The organism is Roseobacter sp. AzwK-3b, assembly GCF_000170875.1.
GTDB classification, from domain to species: Bacteria; Pseudomonadota; Alphaproteobacteria; order Rhodobacterales; family Rhodobacteraceae; genus Roseovarius; species Roseovarius litoreus.
The window spans coordinates 26916-48793 of record NZ_ABCR01000015.1 but is presented as its reverse complement, the minus strand read 5'-3'; the positions used below and the strand labels follow the sequence as shown (position 1 = coordinate 48793).

19 protein-coding genes and 4 pseudogenes are annotated in these 21878 nt (G+C 56.3%); 4 read left to right on the top strand and 19 right to left on the bottom strand.

Translation table 11 applies throughout. The annotated features are described in order from the left end of the window. Positions 1 to 177: 177 nt before the first annotated feature. The 3 genes from RAZWK3B_RS18805 to thyX form a co-directional block, all read right to left on the bottom strand. Positions 178 to 591 (bottom strand): DUF2177 family protein, encoded by a 414-nt coding sequence (locus RAZWK3B_RS18805; RefSeq protein ID WP_037296283.1) that lies wholly within the window; start codon positions 589 to 591, stop codon positions 178 to 180. A gap of 154 nt (positions 592 to 745) precedes the next feature. Continuing rightward, positions 746 to 1723 (bottom strand): DUF4238 domain-containing protein, encoded by a 978-nt coding sequence (locus RAZWK3B_RS18800; RefSeq protein WP_198133309.1) that lies wholly within the window; start codon positions 1721 to 1723, stop codon positions 746 to 748. A gap of 369 nt (positions 1724 to 2092) precedes the next feature. Continuing rightward, complete coding sequence (gene thyX, locus RAZWK3B_RS18795) at positions 2093 to 3007, bottom strand: FAD-dependent thymidylate synthase (RefSeq protein WP_007817982.1); 915 nt, start codon at positions 3005 to 3007, stop codon at positions 2093 to 2095. A gap of 162 nt (positions 3008 to 3169) precedes the next feature. Between thyX and RAZWK3B_RS18790 the strand changes: the two genes are divergently transcribed. From RAZWK3B_RS18790 to RAZWK3B_RS18780, 3 genes are read left to right on the top strand one after another with little or no spacing between them, the layout of a single operon-like run. Further along, the gene (locus RAZWK3B_RS18790) at positions 3170 to 3598 is read left to right on the top strand and encodes a VOC family protein (RefSeq protein ID WP_007817980.1); all 429 of its coding nucleotides are present in this window, start codon (positions 3170 to 3172) and stop codon (positions 3596 to 3598) included. Continuing rightward, a complete protein-coding gene (locus RAZWK3B_RS18785; protein ID WP_232279571.1) occupies positions 3565 to 4296 on the top strand; it encodes a DUF1194 domain-containing protein in 732 nt (243 codons plus the stop codon). Before RAZWK3B_RS18790 ends, RAZWK3B_RS18785 begins: the two co-directional genes overlap by 34 nt. After that, positions 4293 to 5027, top strand: coding sequence for a DUF1194 domain-containing protein (locus RAZWK3B_RS18780; RefSeq protein WP_007817976.1), 735 nt, complete (start codon positions 4293 to 4295; stop codon positions 5025 to 5027). Before RAZWK3B_RS18785 ends, RAZWK3B_RS18780 begins: the two co-directional genes overlap by 4 nt. Before the next feature lie 8 nt (positions 5028 to 5035). On the opposite strand, the pseudogene RAZWK3B_RS18775 reads toward RAZWK3B_RS18780, so the two are convergent. The 13 genes and pseudogenes from RAZWK3B_RS18775 to RAZWK3B_RS18725 all read right to left on the bottom strand — a co-directional run. Next, positions 5036 to 5284 (bottom strand): annotated as a pseudogene (locus tag RAZWK3B_RS18775) (winged helix DNA-binding protein); the annotation flags it as partial. A 708-nt stretch (positions 5285 to 5992) separates the two neighbouring features. After that, positions 5993 to 6142, bottom strand: coding sequence for a hypothetical protein (locus RAZWK3B_RS21340; protein ID WP_007817972.1), 150 nt, complete (start codon positions 6140 to 6142; stop codon positions 5993 to 5995). A 223-nt stretch (positions 6143 to 6365) separates the two neighbouring features. Beyond that, positions 6366 to 6632: pseudogene (locus RAZWK3B_RS18765) on the bottom strand (MarR family transcriptional regulator); the annotation flags it as partial. Positions 6633 to 6706: 74 nt separating this feature from the next. After that, a complete protein-coding gene (gene tnpC / locus RAZWK3B_RS18760; RefSeq protein WP_007813144.1) occupies positions 6707 to 8266 on the bottom strand; it encodes an IS66 family transposase in 1560 nt (519 codons plus the stop codon). A 54-nt stretch (positions 8267 to 8320) separates the two neighbouring features. After that, complete coding sequence (tnpB, locus tag RAZWK3B_RS18755) at positions 8321 to 8674, bottom strand: IS66 family insertion sequence element accessory protein TnpB (protein ID WP_007812645.1); 354 nt, start codon at positions 8672 to 8674, stop codon at positions 8321 to 8323. Beyond that, complete coding sequence (gene tnpA / locus RAZWK3B_RS18750; protein ID WP_007811945.1) at positions 8671 to 9102, bottom strand: IS66-like element accessory protein TnpA; 432 nt, start codon at positions 9100 to 9102, stop codon at positions 8671 to 8673. The genes tnpB and tnpA overlap by 4 nt, the downstream gene beginning before the upstream one ends. 414 nt (positions 9103 to 9516) lie before the next feature. Further along, positions 9517 to 10677, bottom strand: a complete 1161-nt coding sequence (locus tag RAZWK3B_RS18745) for an IS5-like element ISRosp6 family transposase (protein ID WP_037295186.1) — start codon at positions 10675 to 10677, stop codon at positions 9517 to 9519. Between the two features lie 540 nt (positions 10678 to 11217). After that, positions 11218 to 12522 (bottom strand): HlyD family type I secretion periplasmic adaptor subunit, encoded by a 1305-nt coding sequence (locus RAZWK3B_RS18740; protein WP_007817965.1) that lies wholly within the window; start codon positions 12520 to 12522, stop codon positions 11218 to 11220. A 7-nt stretch (positions 12523 to 12529) separates the two neighbouring features. Further along, a complete protein-coding gene (locus RAZWK3B_RS18735; RefSeq protein WP_007817964.1) occupies positions 12530 to 14752 on the bottom strand; it encodes a type I secretion system permease/ATPase in 2223 nt (740 codons plus the stop codon). A gap of 53 nt (positions 14753 to 14805) precedes the next feature. Then, the gene (locus tag RAZWK3B_RS18730) at positions 14806 to 16158 is read right to left on the bottom strand and encodes a TolC family protein (RefSeq protein WP_007817962.1); all 1353 of its coding nucleotides are present in this window, start codon (positions 16156 to 16158) and stop codon (positions 14806 to 14808) included. 1277 nt (positions 16159 to 17435) lie between these two features. Beyond that, a complete protein-coding gene (locus RAZWK3B_RS21335) occupies positions 17436 to 17798 on the bottom strand; it encodes a hypothetical protein (RefSeq protein WP_157132329.1) in 363 nt (120 codons plus the stop codon). 163 nt (positions 17799 to 17961) lie between these two features. Further along, positions 17962 to 18198, bottom strand: a pseudogene (locus RAZWK3B_RS21765) (integrase core domain-containing protein); the annotation flags it as partial. 270 nt (positions 18199 to 18468) lie between these two features. Further along, positions 18469 to 19675 (bottom strand): annotated as a pseudogene (locus RAZWK3B_RS18725) (IS3 family transposase). A gap of 282 nt (positions 19676 to 19957) precedes the next feature. Here RAZWK3B_RS18725 and RAZWK3B_RS18715 point away from each other — a divergent pair. Continuing rightward, positions 19958 to 20383, top strand: a complete 426-nt coding sequence (locus RAZWK3B_RS18715) for a hypothetical protein (protein WP_007817953.1) — start codon at positions 19958 to 19960, stop codon at positions 20381 to 20383. Positions 20384 to 20616: 233 nt separating this feature from the next. Here RAZWK3B_RS18715 and RAZWK3B_RS18710 read toward each other — a convergent pair whose 3' ends face one another. The 3 genes from RAZWK3B_RS18710 to RAZWK3B_RS18700 all read right to left on the bottom strand — a co-directional run bounded on the left by RAZWK3B_RS18710 (position 20617) and on the right by RAZWK3B_RS18700 (position 21865). Beyond that, positions 20617 to 21090, bottom strand: coding sequence for a signal peptidase II (locus RAZWK3B_RS18710; RefSeq protein ID WP_007817951.1), 474 nt, complete (start codon positions 21088 to 21090; stop codon positions 20617 to 20619). Continuing rightward, on the bottom strand, positions 21087 to 21491 hold the full coding sequence (locus RAZWK3B_RS18705; RefSeq protein ID WP_007817948.1) for a hypothetical protein: 405 nt from the start codon (positions 21489 to 21491) through the stop codon (positions 21087 to 21089). The genes RAZWK3B_RS18710 and RAZWK3B_RS18705 overlap by 4 nt, the downstream gene beginning before the upstream one ends. A 167-nt stretch (positions 21492 to 21658) precedes the next feature. Then, a complete protein-coding gene (locus RAZWK3B_RS18700; RefSeq protein WP_007817946.1) occupies positions 21659 to 21865 on the bottom strand; it encodes a DUF6447 family protein in 207 nt (68 codons plus the stop codon). Positions 21866 to 21878: the final 13 nt, after the last annotated feature.

Here is a 21878-nt window from a genome sequence, read left to right as displayed (position 1 = left end):
GGGAACCTCGTAAACTGTTGATCGTGAACGGCTTTCTTGCACCAACAGCCTAGCCGCTGGTCAACGCTCGGTCAAACCTTGCCTGCGCCCGCTTTGGTACGATCCGTACGAAACCTACACGCGTTCAGGACCAAACCCGAGATCAAACCCGGAATTTGTGTCCATCCCGTACACAACTCAGCCCGCGACCTGCCATCCGAGCGCCCGCGCCACCATCACCCCCGCCCAGGCCGAGACCCCGGTCAGGACAGCACCCCATGTCACATCCACGATCACCATCCGCCACGACCAGCCGCGCAGGGTGGCGAGGTTGGTGAACTCGTAGGTGCCGTACGCCAGCGCCCCGAGGGCCGCGCCGGTCAGGAGGGCTGTGCCCGGCGCATCGGCGCGCAGCGCCGGGAGCGAGACGAACCACAACACGCCCGCGACATAGACGAGATAGAACAGGGCCGCAGGCCCGAGGCGCAGCTCATCGGCCATCAGATCGCCGATATGGGACTCGAAGAGCGGCTTCATGACGGTCGACAGCATGATCGCATCGAGGATCAGAAACACCCCGGCCGTAACGAGGTAGAGAAGGAGAAGATGCAGCATGACGGCCCTTTCGGCGCTTGGGGTATTATTGGAGATACGGGCGCCGGGGGTGGGGTGGATCGGTTTTAGGGGTGGTGGTGACGGTTTGTTAAGGTTTGGGGGGGTATGGTGGTGTAAGAACCTTGAACAGGCAAATCTTTATCAAGACCGGTTAAACACGCTCGATAATATTTCCACGGAGGTCTCTGTAATACGACCCGTAGTTTGCAACTTCGTTTAAATAATCGAACAGTGGGCTTTGATGATATTTCCACTGTAAGAATTTTGATGACCTAAAGCTTTCGTTTATTGAGGGCTGGTCACCCTGAAAGAACAACCATTCTTTAGAATAAATTTGAGTTATATTATTTGCCTCTTCGACCATCCAGTCAGGAGCCAAAAAAGAAGCATAATTCCTATCAGTCTTCATCCTGCGAGGCGTGCAGAGATAAACTGCCAAGTTAGGCTTTAAAGGAATGAATGCATGACCCCTAAGGCTGTTACCAACGAGCGCTGGCGTCATAGCGTCAAGCAAGCCATCGCCAAAAAAGAATTTCTTGCCCTTAGAGATCATGAAGACAAAAAAGAAATTTGGTAGAACTCGCGCCGAAATAACTCTTTTCGCCAATTCAACTCTCGAACGCATATTCAACTTTCCAACATCTTCAGTTTCATCAGGCTCCACCATCATCGAAAAACTTTCCAAGAAAAACCGAGTGCTTGGCGACCTGAGTAGCAAGGCAACTAAAGTTTCCAGAAGCAACCTGTATTCAGCGTCTTCGATAAGACCTGTTTTGCATAAGTCAGAGAGTTTCCTTTCGCTATCCATTAACCTAGGAGCAACGGATGCAAAGTATGCTGCTAATGGGCCTATGAGCCTACTCTCTGTAATCCTACCCAAAATGTCGTGCACACGATTATCGACGTCACCAAATTCATCTTCAAATTGAGCCTGGAAAGGCGTACCGCGCATAACAGTATGGCCATGCGACTTATAGCCAATCTTTCTGCGTGACCTCTTCTTTTTGTCAAATTCTCCTGAAGGTTTGACAAAGTGTATATAGCCTTCAGGGTCTTCCCAGTATTTTTGAAGACCTACGGGCCACCAATGATGTTCACGCGACGTTCTTGACACTTCCGATTTACCCAACCAGCCGATCACACTTAAAAGTACATTTACAGTTTAAGATTTAAACCAGTTGTGATTTTTGACTTAAAATTCACCTGCTGAATTGCATGGCATTAACGGGACGCGCCCGACCCGAGGGTAGGCGCTTGAACCGGTGGGTTGGGGCAACCGAATTGCACCGAGCCAGCCGGGATTTTCAATGTCAGACGGTGCAGACGCGCCCGCCCATGGGGGCGGGTCGGGCGCGGCCCGGCGGTGCCGCCGGGCGGGACGTTTGATGAAGGTTTCGCCCGGATTTGGGGCGATGATGGGTCTGGCTGGCGCATCTGGCACACCTTTCATTCGTTACGCGCCGCGCCAACGGGCGCGGCGATTCACATGGCGGAACGCTCAGGCAGGACCGTTCAGAACCCCCTGAAATTCCCGCCATTCGCCCTTGGACATGCCTGAGGTTTCCTGCGTGACCTCCTCGCCCTTGAGCATCCGGCGCACGCACTCAAGAGCTGTGGACGAAAGCGTGGCGCCGCCCATGCGGTAATCCTCGAAGGCGCGGAAGGCGGCGGGCACCCAATCGGCGACGATGGCGCAGATCGCGTCGGCATAGACGCGGATCTCGTACTGGGCATGGGCATCGGCGCGCAGGCGCAGGAAGTGCAGCAGGTTGTGCAGATCGACCTTCCAATACCATTGCGTATAGATATTGGCGGGCAGGTTCATGCGGGCCAGTTCGCGGGCGAGACCCTGCTGGCCCTCGTCGGAAATCATCGCCTCGTAATGGTCATAGCAGCGCATCGCGTCATCGCGCAGGATGCGCAGGACACGCTCGGCCTCGTCGCCCGAAAGCGCCTCGCCCCGGCCCTGATTGTTGGTGGTGGATTGCGCGGCGAGCGCGTCGGGGGCGGGAATGTAGAATTCGCGGTCGAGGATCGAGTAGCGGGCGGAGTATTCGTTGACGTTGGCGGTGCGGTGGCGGATCCACTGGCGGGCGACGAAGACGGGCAGTTTGACGTGGAGCTTGATCTCGCACATCTCGAAGGGGGTGGAGTGCCAGTGGCGCATCAGGTAGCGGATCAGCCCCTCGTCATTGGAGACCGATTTGGTGCCCTTGCCATAGGAGACGCGGGCGGCCTGACAGATGGCGGCGTCGTCGCCCATGTAGTCGATGACCCGGACGAAGCCGTGATCGAGCACCGGGTGGGCGGTGTAGAGATGCGCCTCCATGCCCGGCGAGACGGCCCGGAGGGTCTGGGCCGGCGTGCTGCGGAGCGTGTCGATGTCGGCCTGCTGGTCTGGGGTCAGGGGCATGGGTGTCGTCCTTTCGCGGCGCGGGGTCTGTTCCGAGTCGGCTTTACTATATCTTGCGGAGGGGGGGCGTGAAAACGACAATATCGGGTGGAATGGCAGAAGGCTCGACAGGGGCGGGAATGGGCCTATCCTGTGGGACGACGCAACATATGGAGGGAAGACATGCGCATCAGGTATCTGCACACGATGGTCCGGGTGAAGGATCTGGAAGAAAGCATGAAGTTCTATGCGCTTCTGGGGCTGAAGGAGACGCGGCGGACGGATGTGGAGGCGGGGCGGTTCACGCTGGTCTTCATGGCGCCAGAGGGGCAGGAAGAGTGCCCGGTGGAATTGACGTGGAACTGGGATGGCGATGAGGGGTTGCCCTCGGACAGCCGGCATTTCGGGCATCTGGCCTATGCGGTGGAGGACATCTATGCGATGTGCGCGCATCTGGCCGCCAATGGGGTGACGATCAACCGGCCGCCGCGCGACGGGCGGATGGCGTTCGTGCGCAGCCCCGACAATATCTCGGTCGAGCTGTTGCAGGAGGGTGCGCCGCTGCCGCCGCAGGAGCCGTGGGCGAGCATGGAGAATACGGGGCATTGGTGAGGGCGGCGCTGGCGCTGGTGCTGATGGCGGGGCTGGCTGGCCCTGCCGCGGCGGCGTGCCGGCTGGCGCTGGTGCTGGCGATGGATGTGTCCTCCTCGGTGGATGAGGTGGAATACGGGTTGCAGCGCACCGGGCTGGCGGCGGCGCTCAATGCGCCGGAGATCCGTCACGCGATCCTCGAGGGGGGCGAGGGGTATGTGGCGCTGATGGTTTATGAGTGGAGCGGCAAGCGCAAACAGAGCGTGGTGCTCGACTGGACCGCGCTGCGAGACGAGGGCGATATCGACCGGGCGGTGGCGACGCTGGCGGGAGCGACGCGCAGCGAAAGCGGGTTTCCCACCGCGATGGGCTATGGGCTGGGCTATGCGGCAGGCGCGTTGCGGCGCGGGCCGGACTGCACACGGCGGGTGATCGACGTCTCGGGCGACGGGCTGAACAACGAGGGGTTCGGGCCGCTGCTGGCCTACAAGCATTTCCCGCTGGACGGGGTGACGGTCAACGGGCTGGTGGTGCTGCAGGGCGATCCGGAGGTGGTGAGATTTTACCGCGAGGAGGTGATCCGGGGGCAGAACGCCTTTCTGGAGGTGGCCGAGGGGTTCGAGGATTTCGAACGGGCGATGAGCCGCAAGCTGTTTCGGGAAATCAACGACATCATGCTGGGCGCCCTGCCCCGTGACGACGGGCGAGAGCCGGGATGAGAACCGCGCTGGCGGCGCTGTGGCTGTGCGCGGCATTGGCCGAGGGCGCGCAGGCAGCCTGTCGGCAGGCGCTGGCGCTTGGGGTGGATGTGTCGGGATCGGTCGATGCGCGCGAATACCGGCTGCAACTGGACGGGCTGGCGGCCGCGCTGCGCGATGCACAGGTGCAGCGCGCCTTTCTGGCGATGCCGCAGGCGCCGGTGCGGCTTTTGGTGTTCGAATGGGCGGGGCTGGCAGATCAGCGGCGTCTGGCGGGCTGGCGCCGCATCAACAGCGCACAGGATCTGGAGGCGGTGGCCCGGCTGCTGGAGGCCACGCAATCGGTTTATGAGGATCCGGCCACGGCGATCGGATCGGCCATGCTGCATGGCGCAATGCTGCTCGGTGAGCAGGCGGAATGCTGGGTGAGGACGCTGGATATCTCGGGCGACGGGCCGGCCAATCGCGGGCCGCATCCCGGCGATCTGCGCGGCGGGGCGTTTGACGGGATCACCATCAACGCGCTGGTGATCGGCCCGGGATCGCGGGCCAATACGACCAAGGATCTGACCGGGGTGCTGACGCTGGAGGCCTATTACCGCGCCCATGTGCTGCGCGGGCGCGATGCCTTTGTCGAAACCGCCCGCGATTTTGAGGATTTCGCCGATGCCATGCGGCGCAAGCTGCTGCGCGAAGTGGCCGCGCCCGTGCTGTCACAGGAGCGGACAGGCGGGGCGCGACCGGGTCAGTAGCTGCGGGTTCAGTAGATGTAGCGGATCTGATCGGTCCAGTAATGTTCGACCCGGCGCAGCGCGATGGTGATCTGGTCGATGCCATCGGCGCCAAGCACACCCCGACCCTGCAGCCCTTCGGCATGGCGTTCGAAGAGGCCCGCCACGATATCGCGGATATCGCGCCCCCGACCGGTCAGACGGACGCGGACCGAGCGGCGATCAATCTCGCAGCGTTGGTGGTGCATATAGCCCATATCCACCAGTTTCTTGATGTTTGTAACTTGAGGGAGGTAAGATTAGGGTCATACACATGACCTGAGGAGGCCTCGAGATGACCGGCGAAACGCACGACACAGAACAAGAGAACACGCAGCGGCCCCTCGCCTACTCCTATGTACGCTTCAGTTCCGAGAAACAGCGGCAGGGGGCTAGCCTGGGTACCGGGGTTTTTTCAAGAGAGAGAAGTTTTTGAGGTCGCGACCCGAAAAAGTCTGTTCGATCTGACTGAACGCTAGTGCTGATAAGTTTTTGACACTGCAGTGTGGAAAAGTCTGTTCGATCCGATTGATAAGTTTTCAGTGCCATGGCCCCGAAAAACCCTGTGCGATCCTATGGTCCTCCCCTTGGGGTACCATTGTTTTCACTGGGTTATTCGAGACGATCTGCTGTTGAACAACGGCGGGTATCTTTGTTTTCTCTGGGTTATTCTGGACGATCTGGCGTTGAACAACGCCGGGAGGTACCTTTGTTTTCATTGGGTTAGTCGAGACGATCTGCCGTCACGTGATGGCGAGGGTACCCTTGTTTTCACTGGGTTATTCGGGACGATCTGGCGGGACGTCCCGGCGGGGGGTACCCTTTAGTTTTCACTAGAAAAATCCGAGTGGGGATATATACGTAACCCTTTCCCCCGTTCCCCCCGTGGGGGTAGCCCAGCGCCCCTGTGTGTACTCGAGGGGGGCCGGGGGGTACCCTGTGACTGCTTATGCTGCTGAGGTACGCAGGGAGGACATGAGGGCCTCGAGGCGCTGACGCTCGGTGTTGTGGGAGGTGGCCTCGAGTTCGTGAATGCGCTGGGCCAGGATGTCCTCGATCTTGCTGAGGTCCTCTTGGGTTTGCTGGGTCAGGGTCATGGTTAGTACTCCTTGTGATGGTGGGTTGTGAGGGTACCCTGAGTCACTTGGAATCCTCGAGCAACCCCTATTTTTTAGGCTGTGTCACCACTGATGTGACACGAGGGGACGCTGGGGCCTTGGGGGACTGAGGGTGTGATCCGATGACTTATCGGAACATTTGTCTGTTGTCGCAACTTGCGAGGACGGAAAGCAGTGAACCCTCTCCTGAATGTTCATATGTCACAAACTTCTTGAGATTGTAGCTGACATTGCTGCCCTGATAGTAGCCGCGCGTCTTGAGTTCCCCGGCGGTCACCTCGTTGTCGCCGATATTGAACAGCAACAGCGCCTGAACGGCATTCACCTCGATCACGCCGAGGCGTTCGAATTCATCCTTGATGACATCCAGAAGCAACCGGTGCAGGCGTTCCACCAGCGACAGCGCATCAAGATAGCCCGACATGAAGCCCTTTTGTTCGGCCGTGGGCAGCGGTTTGTGCAAACTCATTCCCGTCTCCTTGCGAAACTGCTCGGAAGGGACAATCGGTCAAAAGTAAGCGTTCGCTGGACAACACTGACGGCTTAGCTTGACGGCTTGAAGTTCCACGGTAGCAAGTCTTCGATATGGTTTTGCGGGTGGCCATTGGCGATCGCTGTGAGGGTTGCCTTGAGATAGGCGAAGGGCTCGACGCCGTTGATTTTGCAGGTTTCGATGAGCGAGGCAATGCGGCCCCAAGCGATGCCGCCCTCGTCGTGACCCGCGAAGAGTGAGTTCTTGCGGTTCAAAGCGATCGGTCGGATCATGTTTTCGACGCGGTTGTTGTCGATCTCGACGCGACCATCAGCCAAGAAGGTCTGCAGCCCGTCCCAGTGATTGTGGATGTAAGTCAGCTTTTCGCCCAAGCGGGATTTGGCAGAGACCTTGCGTCGCTCAGCCTGCAGCCAATCACCGAAGGCCGCGACCAGTGGAGCGCTGTGGGTCTGGCGGGCAGACAATCGCTGGCCGGGGGAGATGCCACGAATGTCAGCTTCTACGGCATAGATCCCGGCGATGCGGCGCAGGCCTTCGGCGGCGATCTCTGATCTATCGCGGTCAAAGACTTCGTTCAGTTTGCGCCGGGCATGGGCCCAGCAATGGGCCACGCGAATGGGATTGCCGCCCTTGCGGGTAGGCTTGGTCAGCCGGTTGTAGCCCTGGTATCCGTCGATCTGAAGGATGCCATCAAAGCCTGTCAGGAATGTTTCGGCATTCTGGCCCGCGCGCCCGGGGGCATAGAAGTAGACCACGCCTGGCGGGTCCTCACCGCCCCATGGTCGGTCATCGCGGGCCAGTGCCCAGAGATACCCGGTTTTGGTTTTGCCGCGCCCTGGGTCCAGCACCGGGGCCGTGGTTTCATCCATGAACAGCTTGCTGGATCGCTTCAGATGGTCGGTCAGCCGGTCGACGACGGGCTTGAGATGGAACGCCGCCTTACCCACCCAATCGGCCAGCACAGCGCGGTGCAGATCAAGACCCGCCCGCGCCAGAATCTGGCTTTGGCGGTATAGTGGCAGGTGGTCGGCATATTTGCTGACCAGCACATGGGCGATGGTCGCCTCGGTCGGCAGGCCGCCCATGATCAGATGCGATGGTGCGGGGGCTTGGGTCACGCCGTCGGTGCAGGTCCGGCAGGCGTATTTCGGGCGCACGGTGACGATGACGCGCAACTGCGCTGGCACGATATCCAGCCGCTCGCTGCGGTCTTCACCGATCTTGTGCATGACGCCACAGCCACAAGGGCAAATCAGGCTCTCGGGTTCGATGACCTCTTCGATGCGGGGCAATGCTGTCGGCAGATTGCCGATGGTGCGCTTCGGCGCAGGCTTGGTTGTCGTCTTGTCACCTGACCTGTCAGCCAGATGTTCCTTCTGCACCTCGACCTCTGCCAGTGCGATGGACAGATCCTCGAACGCCAGCTGTCGCTCATCCTCGGTCAGCTTTTCCGACCGCTTCCCATGCAGGGCATGGTTCAACTCGGCGATCAGGTGCTCTTGCCGTTGGGTTATTTCTGTGAGCGCCGCTACCTTTTCCATCAACGCCAGAACCGCCGCGCGTTGCGCAGCCGGGATAGCGGAAAGATCAAGTTGCGGGGCAGTTTGCATAGGCCATAGCTACCCAGATGCCCCAGTAAAATCACGCAAAAACATATGGTTGATTCACTCTGCCGCAGCAGGGGGGCGCGCCTCTAAGGCTTTAACCTTACGCCAGTCCAGCCCGGCAAACAGCGCCTCGAACTGGGCATGGTTCAACGCCATCACCCCGTCCTTGATCGCAGGCCAGGTGAAGGTTGCCTCCTCCAGTCGCTTGTAAGCCATCACCAGACCGGTGCCGTCCCAGTAAAGAAGCTTCAGCCGATCGGCACGGCGCGATCGGAACACAAACACCGTGCCGGTGAACGGATCCTTGCGCAGCACAGATGACACGATTGCCGCCAGACCATCATGACCTTTCCTGAAGTCCACTGGCTGCGTCGAGACCAGAACCCGCACGCGGTTTGACGGGAACATCATGGCCGCGCCCCGATTGCCCGCACGATCTCGGCAATCCGGTCAGAACTGGTGGTGCCATCGACCCGGATTGTCACACGACCTATCGCAATCTCGATGGGTTTACAGGACAACCCGTCAGGCTTTGTGGGCTGCCCGGCGACAGCCGGCACATCCGCACCGCCGCCACCATCCGACACGACGATCGGTGCAAAACAGAAGCTGTCATCTTCAACCACAGGCAAAACCAACCGGCCATCACGTGCCCGACTACGCCATTCCGATAAATGGTTCGCCCGAAGACCATACCGCGCCGCAACTGCATTCACGCTCACACCTGGCTGCAAACTCTCAGCAACGATCCGAGCCTTTATCTCATCCGGCCAGCGTCGCTGTCCGTTGGTCCTTATGTCCACCCCGTAATCCCGGAGAAACTCCAACGTAGTCGCCATCGCGAAACTCCTGCACCGATCTCCATCGGACATGGCATCGCAGGTCAGACAAGCGGGTAAAAGGTGAGGGCCAGCGACCGCTTACCAATATTGATAAAGATAGGTTTAATCAGAAAGTTACCCCCCAGGGCTAGCTCGCGCACAGGCATGAGCTGCCCCTGAGCGATATTCGCTGGAGCTGACATCAGGTTGTTCCTTCAGTTGGTGGTTTTGTAGCGAGGGCTTTGGGTCGTCTTCCACGACCTCGTCGTACCAAGTTAAGGGCCTATTACGGTAGCTGATGCGCAAAAGCTTTAACAGTCTGCTGAAATAGTCGCGGAGCTGGAACGCTTTCCCTTCATCAGGTCTGGGTTCGACTGATGGTTCCCGTCAGTTGTTGCCCTCGCGGCTTGCTCCTGGGTTTCATCTTATCCATCATGCCCCCAGCAAACGTGGTAGCCGGGCAAGATTGTTGGCGGCCATGGTCAAGATGAAGCGGGATCGGACGCGTTCAACGCCGCGATACATGGTCTGTGTCATACCGCCGACAGTTTTGGCCCAGCCGAACGGCTCTTCGATCTTCTTTCGGTGCTTCTGGGACACCGCATATCCCTCGTGTCGGGTCGTGCGCCCGTCGATCGCTGAATATCGCGATTTCTGTGCGACGTGGGGCGTGACGCAGGCTTTGCGCAGGTCGGACACGAACCCGGCCGCGTCATACCCCTTGTCGGCACCTAGCGTCAGCCGCCGGGTCGATCCGGGGCAATGGCGGTGTATCATATCCAACGCTGCCTTGCGCTCGGCATGACCGTCGGCCAAGGTTAGATCACCCTGCACGACCAGCCCGTTACGGTTCTCCATCAGAGTATGCCCCATGAAGCACAGCATGGCACCCGTACCAGGGGATTTCTTGTAAAGGCGCGCATCGGGATCAGTGGTTGAGGCATGGGTGGCGTTGGATCGCTTCTCACCCTTGAAGTCGACCTCGGCATTGCGGTGGGGTTTGGTGTTGCGGGGCATTGGGTCGGTCTCAGAAGGCGTGGGCTCAAGTGTGGCATTTGGGGAGGGCGGATCGCCCGGCCCTTCATCATAAGGCGGGGCCGCATCGGCCTTCGGCTGGAAACTCTTCATTGAGGCCCAGGCTTTCACCAGCGTGCCATCGACCGAGAAGTGTTCGTCCGACAGAAGTGGCGCGATCTCGCGATGGGCAAGGATCGCCGCCATCACCTTGCGCGACATCTCCGTCGTCAGCAGCCGGTCGCGATTCTTCGTGAATACGGTTGGCACCCACACGGGGTCATCAATGCCCAGCCCCACAAACCAGCGAAACATCAGGTTGTAATCCATCTGCTCCATCAGTTGCCGCTCGGACCGGACCGAAAACAGGATTTGCAGCAGGCTCGCCCGGATCAACCGTTCCGGCGGTATCGAGGGTCGGCCAAAATCTGTGTAAAGCGCCTCAAACTCCGCATCGAGGCTGGCGAGTGCGTCATTGACCACCTGCCTGATCTTGCGCAGCGGATGCTGCGGCGGGATGCGCTCCTCAAGATCAACATAGCTGAACAGTGACCCGCTCGTCTCGTCCGTCCCGCGCATCTTCACCCCCGCCATTATCGTGCAAAGGGTGAATCATGTTCTCAAATCGTTGTCGAGGCAGGACTATTTCAGCAGCCTGTTAATGGGGACTGAGACCACTTGAAGGTGTACAGTAACAATGTGTCTCCCATCAGCTGGCATTTATAGCCAAGCAATACGCTCCACTCAGGCAAAATGTCTTCTTCGACGACGAGAAGGAGACGCAACCTGAGTCAAAACTATTGGATTCGCCAATGGTGGTACCTAATTCTTGTCTCGATTGGGCGCACAGCCATCCGATCCTCTAGGTTGGAGAAAATGCTTGGAGTGTACAGCTTCAACGTCAGCAGAACGACAATATGTTCAGTGAATATATTAATAAGCGCCTGTGGGCAGCACCCGACCATCTGCGGGCAGACTGGACCTGTCACTGTTTCGTGCCGCTCCGATCGCTCACTTGTCGTTTGTTTCACCTGCGCCAATCAGCGTATCAATCCATAGGGGTTCAGGTCCAAACGGATGAAAGTTCAGTGGTTGGCCGGAAGCTCAACAATCCTGGCATTAGTCGCGCAACGCAAGCTCCTGAACCTTGGCAACGGGTTGCCAGATATACTCAAGGACCGTCCGCTTGCCCGAAAGGACATCCACAGTGGCGGTCATACCTGGCATGAATGTTACTGGCTCTCCATCCACATTCAGCTTTCCCTCGATGGCAACATCAATCAAATAATGACTGAGGCCCTGGTTTTGTTGATCGACGATTGCATCAGGGCTGATCCTTAGGACGCGCCCATCCACGGTGCCATATTTTGCAGAATCATACGCTGAAAATCGTATCCGTACTGCGTCTTCGGGGCGAATATTTGAAATATCCTTAGGCGCAATCTTAGCCTCGATAACAAGCGCTTCCCCGGTCGGAACGAGTTCAAGCACCACGTCACCCGTATTCACGTAGCCGCCTGGAGTACGGAAATTTAAACGGTTGATAATACCGGCCATGGGGGCTCTGATCACGGTCCGACTGACCCGCTCCTCTAGTCGCGGCAATGCTTCCTGCAACTCTGATTTTTCCGCCACCGCGCCATTCAACTCCTCCATCGCCGTAAGCGTGTAAGCTTCTCGCGCGTTCTCTATTTCATTCTCTAGCTCTTGGATCCCAGATTTTGCCTGATCCATCGACACACGTGAGCGATCGCGATCCCCTCGCGCTTGTTCAAACTGGCGCTGCAATTCCAGTAGACGTGTCGCCGGCGCGATGTTGTCTCTAACCAGTGGCTCAACAACCTGAATTTCTTCCTCCAAGAGTGCCATGGTCCGTTGTGCGGTCAACGCACCTGCTTCGGCCGCTTGAAAATCTTGTTTACGCTGCTGTTTGCGCTGTTCAAGCACAGAAATCGTACCTGCAAGCTCGGCCTTGCGAGCAGCAAAAAGGCTTTCCTCTGTCAAAGCGACTGTTGGCGCCTGACTTCGCAATGCAGCCTCAAGAACAAAGGGGTCCCCACTGATTTCGGCGCGGAGACGGGCTTCCTTAATGTTGAGAGCTGCCATGCGCTTACCCGTTCGATTTAATTCGCTGCTGGCATCTATGGGATCAAGTTCGAAGAGAACCTGATCTGTCACAACATGTGTGTTTTCAGACACATACCGTCGCAGGATCACACCTCCCTCGGCCGCCTGAATCATCTGGTTCTGAACCGATGACACAATACGGCCTTCGCCTCGCGTCACGTTGTCAAGCTCGGCGTAAGATGCCCAGAACAAGAGTACCGAAATCAGGGCTGCGATAGTCACCAAAATAGCTGAGCCACTGAGTCCTTCGTGGCCCGCCATATCTCGTGACAAAGTCTTGAAATCAATATCCGACATTGTTCTCCTACCGCCCCGCTTTGATCTTTTCGGGTGTCGTGTCTGCAAGCACCATCCCGTTGTCGAGAACCAGAACCCGGTCCGCCAGTTCCAAAAGCGTGTTGCGATGAGTGATCATCAAAAGCGTGCGATCTCTTGACCAAGCTTTCAGGCGTTCGAGAACGGCTTTTTCAGTGGCCGTATCCATGGAACTGGTGGGTTCATCCAGCACAAGCAAATTGGGATCATGCAAAAGCGCCCGCGCGAGATTAATGGATTGACGCTGCCCCCCAGATAACCCCTCACCGCGTTCCTTGAGTTGCATGTCATAGCCTTGTGGATGCCTCGCCACAAAATCGTCGACCCCGGACACTTCAGCAATCTTCAAAAGATGCGCATCATCATACTCGAAGAAACCCATCTGGAGATTTTCCTTGACGGATCCTGAAAACAGCCATGTTTCCTGAAGCATCACCCCCAGGTTTCGCCGGACGTCAGATCTGTCAATCTGGCGTAAATCCACACCATCAAGCATGACAGCCCCTTCGGTCGGCTCTGCCAAACCCGAGATCAACCGCGCCAAAGTAGATTTGCCAGATCCCATCTTGCCCAGAACCGCAACTTTCTGTCCGGCAGGAATTTTCAGCGACAAATTCCGAATGACAGGTTCTTTTGCACCAGGGAACGTGTAGGAGACATTTTTGAATTCGACGTCTCCACTGAGATGTGGTCGGCTCAAACGCGGCTGGTCTGCCGCCAAGTCACCCTCATCTTCTTGCATGACGTCAGACAAAGACCGGAACGCCTGGCGTGCGCCATTGGCACGAGACATTGCAGACGCCAATTGTGATAGTGGAGCAAGAGTTCTACCGCCCAGGATCACTGCAGCGATCAGCGCCCCCATCGTAATAGTACCGTCCTGTATAAGGAACACGCCGTAGAAAATTGTTGCGACTTGTGCAAGTTGTTGAATGGACGCGGCCGCGTTTATGGCAAACTGCGATAACATACGGTTTTTCAGGCCAAGATCGGATTGCGCACTGGCCGCTTCTTCGAAGCGTTTACGCATCAATCTGCCGGACCCTGTGGCTTGAACAGTTTCCAACCCATTCAGCGTTTCAACCAGTACAGCCTGCTTGGACATATTGCTTTCGAGGGATCCTTCAGAGATCCGTGCCAGAAACGGCTGTATCACCAAGCCACTCAAAATCACCATTGGCACAGCGATAAGCGGCACCAGTGCCAAAGGCCCTGCAATAAGGGAAATGACCCAAATAAAGAAGAAGATGAACGGCAGATCGACAATCGCGACCAGAGTTGCAGAGGTAAAGAACTCGCGCAATGTGTCGAATTCTCTGACGATGCTGGCCAACGCACCCGCCTTGCGCCGCTGTCGATCAAGCCGCATGTTCAGGATTTTATCGAATATCAATCGCGACATTCTCAGATCGGCGCGCTTGCCAGCCCGGTCGACAAACTGCGCACGCAATGTTTTGATGATGAAATCGAAACTCAAGGCCAGAAGCACACCGATTGTTAGAGCAATCAGAGATTCCATTGCCTCGTTCGGCACCACCCTGTCATAGACGACCATGATGAAAAGAGACGTCGACAGACCCAGGAAGTTGGTCAATCCTGCCGCGGCTATGACTTGCAGGTACAGCCATTTGCTTTGTGCGAACGACCCCCAGAACCAATCGTTCTTGACGCGTTTCATTGTTGCCTTCTGCCGCGGACGCGCCAAGACAAAATAGGGTATCAGCTGGTTCGTCAGTTCCTTTGTCGCCACAGAATGGACTTCTGCGGTTTGCGGGTCCCAAAGCTCAGCTTTGCCCGAAGATGCCACACTGCGGATCACCAACGGCTCGCCCGCCTTGGTAAACCCAATCGCGGGCAAGTGTCCCTCGCGCAACTTTTGAACAGGCATTTCACCGAAATTTGCGTCGAAACCTACATGCATCAGTGCGGACACTGCCGCCTGCGGATCAAAGACTTCACTTGTCAATTCAGGCAAATCACGCACCGCGCCTTCGGAAAATGCCATTCCCGAATGAGACAGGATGTGCTGCACACACAGGACAAGTAGCTCGCCTTGCTGCAGGTGGCCGCGCAACTCCTGTGGGATTTCTCCGGATATCTCGTGCTCGGCCTTGGGATTTATCGGACAGCTCTCAACGTCCTTTACTTCCGTGCCTTCTGCTCGTGTGCCTTCGGCGTCACCACGCAGAATTTCAATGGTCTTTGAGGACAAGGTCTTTCCACCTCCTGTTCGGTTCACGCGCACTCAACAAAAGGTGGGCCGCCTCAATCCGAGGCCCCAATGAGTTTCGTAAGCGTCCCTGAGCGCGCGGCAATTTCCAGCAACAAAAGACGGAGTTCCGCTTGCATGCGTATCTCCTGGTCGCGAGCCCGGTAATTCTCGACCTCCGCTTCCACCAAGTTGCGCAAGTTGGATTGACCCGTAGCGATCTGCGACCGTGCTGTTTTGGCCTCCGAGGCGCTCAAGGCGATCTTCTGCTTCAAGAGAGGCATCGACCGTTCAATCGACGTCAAACGATCGAGGGCGGCCCCCATTTGAGATTCTGCATCACGTTGCTCATCAGCAAGCTTGGCCTCAAGCGCATCCACGCGGGCTCTGGCTGCCTCGAGCCGAGCTTTTCGGCGGCCACCGTCACCAAAGGTATATTCGACCCGAAAACCGGCGGTCACATCCGTTGTATCATCACTGTTCATTGGCGACATGACGCCCGTCTGCAAACTCACGCGGGGTTTGAAGGCGGCTTCAGCCTCTGCCAGCGCACTATGCGCCGACACAAGTTCTGCCGCACTGCGTCGCAGACGCGGCGCTGTCTTCCAATCCGTTGCCCGAAGACGCGCCGCCTGGCCAGTCATGATCTTTGCAGGATTTTCTACAGATGCGGGCGTCCCGCCAAAGTATCGCTGAAACCGTGATTTTGCATCACCGAGTTGGCTTTCCAATGTCGCGCGTTCAAGTGCGATGTCTACGATTTGACGCTTCGCGCTATCCAGCGATGCCCGATCGAGCATACCATTCAATGCCATCCGCTCGATCTGTGAGACGACCGCATCCATCTCAGACGTCTTGGTAGTAAGCCAAACCAAACGCTGATGATATTGCCATACATCAATCCAGGCACGAGCCGCCTCAAGAACAATTGCATTTCCCCGATCCAAACGCTCGGCACGCGCGGCAACCGCGTCTGCCGTCGCGCGATTGATCGAGCCGAGAGTGGCACCACCGTCATAGAGCAACTGCGACAGGGTCAGCCCGCCCGCAACGCCCGAGGTCGTGTCCGAAACGGGATCGCCCTCGTAGATTGCTCCAAGCGTGGAGTCACTCGTGATCTGTGGACGCTGACCGCTCGCGGCAACATCGATCGACGCCGCGGCCTCTTCCTCCAGCTTGACGGCTGCCCGGTACCCGGGATTTTCCTCAAGCGCCTCCAGCAGCGCGACCTTGAATCCCTTGCTTACATCGACACGCGCATCCAGCGTTTCCGCCTGTTGGGCCAGCATGTCACCGGCAGCCAACCGGACCACGATCTCATCATCCAGATGGTCCAGCTGAGGCGGAGTTTCCGCACATGCCGAGAGAACAAATGCGCCCAACAAAAGCGCATAATGACGGTGGTCCATGCAGTGAACTCCACCCGGAAGAGAAGGATTGCGCCATGCCCCGTCAACGCGCGACTGCCGATCAGAGACCGCGCCAAGACAAGACCAACGGGCAAGTCGGGCGGTTTGTGTGATGGCGCTCCGCGCCACCATCGAGCATGAGAAGACACAAAACCCAAGCGCCTGACGCAGACACGAACCCGGCCTATATGATGCCTCCAATGATCCTGCTCCATTGGTTGCCCAGATACTGAGCCAAGTGTTTGAGGCCTGAAACGGCGCAGCGCCGTCAGCCTGGAAAATCACTGCTCAAGCCCGCATCAAACATCAAAGATGCACCCCGGACCCGACGCGATAACGTCGTTGAACCATTGTTGGCTGCCCCAATTCAATTTGGTCTTTTATGTCTAATTTTTTTATATTCTTGCGACATGGCACCCGCGCAAAGGCGATGTGAGCGCGCCTTGCGCACTTGCACCGACGCAGGGCAGCCGTTGGGATAGGATTGCCCCGTGTTTCGGAGGATCAGAGAACGGCCCGGACACAAGAGACGCCTGTAAATGCTATCGGAACCGTCGCGGATTGACTAACCGCACGGACGCTAAATGGCCATTACAGTTGCGCCTCGACTATCTGACAGCCTCGCGGCGTCGTGTCGGCACGCGGCCGGATTGGCCGCAATCTGTCCGTTTAATTCGTCCGCTTGGATGTGTCGGGACAATTCAAATCTGTACCATTTCTGATGCGGTGCCGCCGCAGCATACTTCGCAAAACGCCACACCACACAAATGACGCCGACCCAATTGATACAAATCGGCGACCAAAGATAGAGCACAACACAGGCAGGAACGCGTTATCCTGTATCTTTATGGAACAAGACGCTCTTCAGAAACTCTGGATCGATGTTGAACTCGAGCGCATAGCTCAGAAGCATCAGAGCAAGCTACTCAAGTATTTTTCCACTGCACCAGCTGTATGGGAGTTTCTGCTCGTCGTGTACAAATTGGATGGAAATCCCGATTATGGTATTTCCGATTATCTCTCAAAATTACAAACATCGAGAAAAACACATCTCACAATGTCACAATTTGTAAAAGATCGTATAGCAGACGGGCATCTCATCGTGTCTCCATCGGCCAAGAAAAGCCGAAAAACCCTAACGCTGAGTGAAGAACTCCGTACAGAACTGGAAGACCACCTTATATGGATTTCAAAAAGCAGCCTAAGCTTCCACTAATAGTCCTTCTTAATACAGGCAAACAAATCAAGGGCCTCAGCAGGGCGATATATATGCCAACCTAAATCGAAAGCGTTTTGTCTGGGCTCATTGATTTATCTGCATCCCAGTTGCGGGAAATAGGAACGAAAAAGTCTGGATTCAAAGTCAGCACACGTTTCCCGTTTAGGCAAACACGTGCAATAACACCCCTATCCTCCAGGGACTTTACTGCTCGATATTTTGAAGTGCGCGACACTCCGCACATGCTCTCGTGTTCAACAACTTGACAAGCTTGGAACGTCGGCGCTTTTTCAGCAAGATCCCCTATGGCAGACAAAGCGTCCAACTCAGCTTCATTTAAATCCGATAAACCCATTTGATTTGCGACGTGCTTCATGGCGCAGCGCAGGTGACGAAGGGTGATTAGAGCGTCATAGGCCATCAAACGTTCCAAAGTAATTTCGTCTCAAAATATGGATCATATTGTTTCATTTGTAAATACGGCGCAGCTGAACAACATAATGGATTTGTCCAGAAGGGTTATATTTCCCGCAGCATCAAGGAGATAAGCCACTCCCCATCGGCTGGACAGGATCTAGCGTAAATTACGCTACTCTCTGCAACAGCTGACCAGGGCTGGTTGAATCACTTCTCAGCCAGTAGACCAAGATGGGTGGCCTGCCGCCGAGGGCTGAATGTGGGCGTTGGCGATTGTAGACGGTCATCCATTTTCGGATGCCTGCCTTTGCCTCTGAGCCGGGTTCCTAAGCATGCAGGTAGACGCATCCGTATTTCAGCGTCCGTCACAGCCGCGCGATGAGGATATTGTCGAGCAAGCGCCCTTCCCAACCATCAAGATGCCCATGCCGGTCCAGCGCAACCGGTCCGTCCAGGCGAAAGACGTGACCTGGCTCAACGTCCCTATTAAAATTCATCATCCTGATGGCGTCACCAGCCCGTCATCGTCAGACCGAGAGTCGGAAAATACAGCCTCCTGCGGTCCAAGGTTGGGGAGCAGAGCAGAGCAACTGTCTTACGTGCAGAGAAATCGTGCACGTGCGAGAAGGATTTTGAAACTATCGTGATGATCTGGCCCCCGTTTCACCGGACACCTAAGCGGTTTCAGTTTTTGCCCTTATGAACTCGCGGGGCGAGCGCCATTTCAGGCCACTGTGCGGGTGGTTGTCGTTATAATCCTCGATCCAATCTCCTATCAATCTCAGAACGGTTTCAGCATCGGGCAGCGGATTGACGCGCACATGATCGCGCTTGAGCGTTTTCACGAAGGCTTCCGACATGCCGTTGGATTGCGGGCTGGCGACCGGCGTGAAGCATGGCTTCAGGCCGAGCTGGCGGGCAAAGATGCGCGTTTCCTTCGCCGTGTAGGCGCTGCCGTTGTCGGATAAGACCTCAACGACCTCTGGCGCGCGATAGCTGCCAAAGCGTTTTTCGACGGCCTCCAGAAGCATGTCACGCACGTCCGAGCCACTGATCCCGGCATTGGCAACGGCGCACCAGGCGATGACCTCGCGATCATGAGCATCGAGCAAGAAGGCCGCGCGAATGACGTCGCCATTCCAGCAAGCAAACTCCAGCCCGTCCGAGCACCAGCGCAGGTTAGACCGCATCATGATCACCTTGCCATCATGAGTGCGCTCAGGCCGGTCGAAGTCGGATCGCTCAAGTAGCAGGTTGTTGGTCTTCATGATCCGATAAACGCGCTTGTGGTTCACTGGTGCTAGCCCTTCAGCTTTGAGCTTACGGTTCAGAACCGCAGTGATCCGGCGGTAACCATAGGTGGGGCGCTCCGCCACCAAACGCTCGATGCGTGGCAGGACCGCCGCGTCTTGAGCTTTATGATAGCTCCGACGCGGCTTCGTGCCTCCGTTCTGCCGGTCATGCAGGTTCGAACGAGACACACCCAAAGTCTCTGCTACCGCCTTCATCGGGAAGCGTCCGGTTTGAGCGACTGCGCAAGCAAGGTCGGTTTTTTTGACCGTGACTTGTCCAGCGCTTCCTTCAGGATCTCCAACTCCAGCGTTTGCGGCCCAGCTGGCGCTCAAGCTCCCGGATGCGGGCTTCCATCTCACGAACGGTTTTGTTGCTGGTCACGCTGTCATCCCCAGTCACCGCAATGCTGCCTCCCTCAAGCATCAGCTTGCGCCAACGATACAGCAGATTGGGGGCCACGCCATTACGGCGAGCAACGGCGGAAATGCTCTCACCGTCATAAAGGGTCTCTTCCACGATCCTCAGTTTTTCCGCCGCGGACCAGCGCCGACGACGACCGCAATCGGTGATGATTTCTATCTCAGACATAAGCACATGCTTAAGGCTATCCTTAAGCCTCCTTGGTCAGACCAAGGTGTCCGGTCGAAATGGGGGCCAGTTCACGTGACGATTAGGCGCCATATGAGACTCGAGATTCATACATCGAGACTAATTTCCACTCACATCGTAAAATAAGTATCTAATTAATCAAATTAATATTTTTCTGGAGTAAAAATTTTACTTTCGATTTACACAAATAAGCTGAAAGTCCCTGATTTATATGAAAATTATAGGTAATTTATATGGATGAGAGCTTGGAGACTTAGTCCCATGTTTGGTATTAAAACGTATATGGGAAAGTGTTTCACAAAAATAATGGCAAGACGCGAACTGCAGCGCCTAGCGAGCAGGAAAAAAACCACATTTTTGTATAAATACACGCATGTTGTCGAGTATTGGGAACTGCTTCTTGTGATTTATACGTGTGACGGCGATCCCGATTACGGGATTGGAGACTACGTTGCTCGTGTCAGATCGAACAGGCGTACAAATCTCACAATGCAAAACTTTATCCGGGACCGGATCGCTGAAGGCTCCATGGTTGTGGTCAGCTCTACCAAGAAAAGTCGCAAGACTCTCAAACTGAGCGATCAACTCCGAGAAGAGCTGGAAGAGCATCTCAACTGGATTGGATCCAGCGTCACTGTGCCCGTTACACCCATCCCGTCAGCGGTGCGCTCAAATACTGGTAATTGACTGGGCAGAGTACGCTTGGGGTTGCGTCCAGCGTCAACGACACGCTGTCGGCGCCCTGCGATGCGCGGACCATGCCGCTCAGCATGTCATGTAGCGGTCAACAACCGAGACGTGCTTTGTGCGGGGATTTCGCAGTTTTCTTGACGAACGGGTCAACAGGCCAGGTTTTCTGGGGCAAACAGTTTACCAGTATAGTGACGCGGGGTCAGATACTAATCATCGTTTCTGTGCCCTCACGATTTAAACACCCACCAAATGATGGGCAGCACAATGAAGATGTCGGCAATGTTGTAGCTGAACGGGTTGGTCAAACCCAGGAACGGGGTATTGATATAGTCAAACACGTAGCCGAAAGTCAGTCGATCCATCACGTTGGACAGCGCACCGCCAAAGATCATACCGCCCGCAATGGCGTGAGACACTCGCCGCTTGCCCAGCAGTATCGTGGCCATTACCGCGCCAACCACGATGGCGATACCGGCCAGGATAAATTGATTGCTGCCATTGTCGCCGGCCATCAAGCCAAAGTTCACACCGCGATTTTCCGAGTGCACCAGATTAAGCTCAAGCACTGGCGTGGAAAACACCTGTATCGGCAGGTTCGCCTGTGCGGTCAGGTACCAGGTAATGGCTTGGCACAGCAAAAGTATGCAAATCGTGGTGACAGCCAGTGCGAATACAGGGATAGGCTCTTTCTCACTGCTCATGATTGGCCAGTGCTCTCTTCAGCTTTGACGTTTGTCGCGCCTTTGAACAAATCCCGTTTCGTTCGGCGGCGACGCATGATCGCAAATACCCCGAACGCCAACTCAATCACGACAGCCCAGAGGAGAGCGATACCACCATACAACATCAGCTCGGTTGGATTGTCTCTGAGCTGCTGTTGGTAAGGCGCCAGCACACGTACCATGGCCAGGGAATGTTCAGCTGACATCACCTGCACAGTGCCGCATTCGATGTTGGCCGACGAGAACATCGGATGACAGCCGATGCGCTGATAGCCGTAATAGCCCCACGCTGCTGCTGCGCCACCAAGCACTGCGCTAATCAGCACCACACGTGACGACAGCAGCAGCAAGAAGCGCAAGATTTGGCCAAGCCAGCGCATCAGTTTATCTCATCCCATTCAACGGGTTCAGAAAGCATGAAGAGTGGCTCAGCAACCACCAAGCCAATGCTGCAAATCAGGATCAGTGCCACGATAACTGCTGCTTTTTCTGCCATGATACCTAAGCAATCCAGGTAAAGAGCAAGGTCCTTGTCGTCGGGACAGGGTCAGGCATCTTCGCTCTGCTGCGCTTTGTCCAGTTCCGCCTTCAGCGCCTGTGCATATGCGTTGCGGGCTGTCTGATACACGGCGATCTCGCTTTTCAGCTTCGCCATCTGCTGTTCCAGAAACTGCAGGCTGGCAAGTTGCGCCTTGCCGTTTTCAGTGAGGTCTTCTGTGTTGTATTCAAGACCATCCACGGTGATTTTAGGCATTGGTTCGTCCTTT

What these genes read in the sequence shown, in the direction of transcription:
- RAZWK3B_RS21340 (WP_007817972.1), bottom strand. Translation starts at nt 6,142, where the DNA reads ATGACCCTGACCCAGCAAACCCAAGAGGACCTCAGCAAGATCGAGGAC.
- RAZWK3B_RS18740 (WP_007817965.1), bottom strand. Translation starts at nt 12,522, where the DNA reads ATGTCGGATATTGATTTCAAGACTTTGTCACGAGATATGGCGGGCCAC.
- RAZWK3B_RS18780 (WP_007817976.1), top strand. Translation starts at nt 4,293, where the DNA reads ATGAGAACCGCGCTGGCGGCGCTGTGGCTGTGCGCGGCATTGGCCGAG.
- tnpB (WP_007812645.1), bottom strand. Translation starts at nt 8,674, where the DNA reads ATGATGTTCCCGTCAAACCGCGTGCGGGTTCTGGTCTCGACGCAGCCA.
- RAZWK3B_RS18745 (WP_037295186.1), bottom strand. Translation starts at nt 10,677, where the DNA reads ATGCGCGGGACGGACGAGACGAGCGGGTCACTGTTCAGCTATGTTGAT.
- RAZWK3B_RS21335 (WP_157132329.1), bottom strand. Translation starts at nt 17,798, where the DNA reads ATGGCCTATGACGCTCTAATCACCCTTCGTCACCTGCGCTGCGCCATG.
- tnpC (WP_007813144.1), bottom strand. Translation starts at nt 8,266, where the DNA reads ATGCAAACTGCCCCGCAACTTGATCTTTCCGCTATCCCGGCTGCGCAA.
- RAZWK3B_RS18715 (WP_007817953.1), top strand. Translation starts at nt 19,958, where the DNA reads ATGTTTGGTATTAAAACGTATATGGGAAAGTGTTTCACAAAAATAATG.
- thyX (WP_007817982.1), bottom strand. Translation starts at nt 3,007, where the DNA reads ATGCCCCTGACCCCAGACCAGCAGGCCGACATCGACACGCTCCGCAGC.
- RAZWK3B_RS18730 (WP_007817962.1), bottom strand. Translation starts at nt 16,158, where the DNA reads ATGGACCACCGTCATTATGCGCTTTTGTTGGGCGCATTTGTTCTCTCG.
- RAZWK3B_RS18700 (WP_007817946.1), bottom strand. Translation starts at nt 21,865, where the DNA reads ATGCCTAAAATCACCGTGGATGGTCTTGAATACAACACAGAAGACCTC.
- RAZWK3B_RS18705 (WP_007817948.1), bottom strand. Translation starts at nt 21,491, where the DNA reads ATGCGCTGGCTTGGCCAAATCTTGCGCTTCTTGCTGCTGCTGTCGTCA.
- tnpA (WP_007811945.1), bottom strand. Translation starts at nt 9,102, where the DNA reads ATGGCGACTACGTTGGAGTTTCTCCGGGATTACGGGGTGGACATAAGG.
- RAZWK3B_RS18710 (WP_007817951.1), bottom strand. Translation starts at nt 21,090, where the DNA reads ATGAGCAGTGAGAAAGAGCCTATCCCTGTATTCGCACTGGCTGTCACC.
- RAZWK3B_RS18790 (WP_007817980.1), top strand. Translation starts at nt 3,170, where the DNA reads ATGCGCATCAGGTATCTGCACACGATGGTCCGGGTGAAGGATCTGGAA.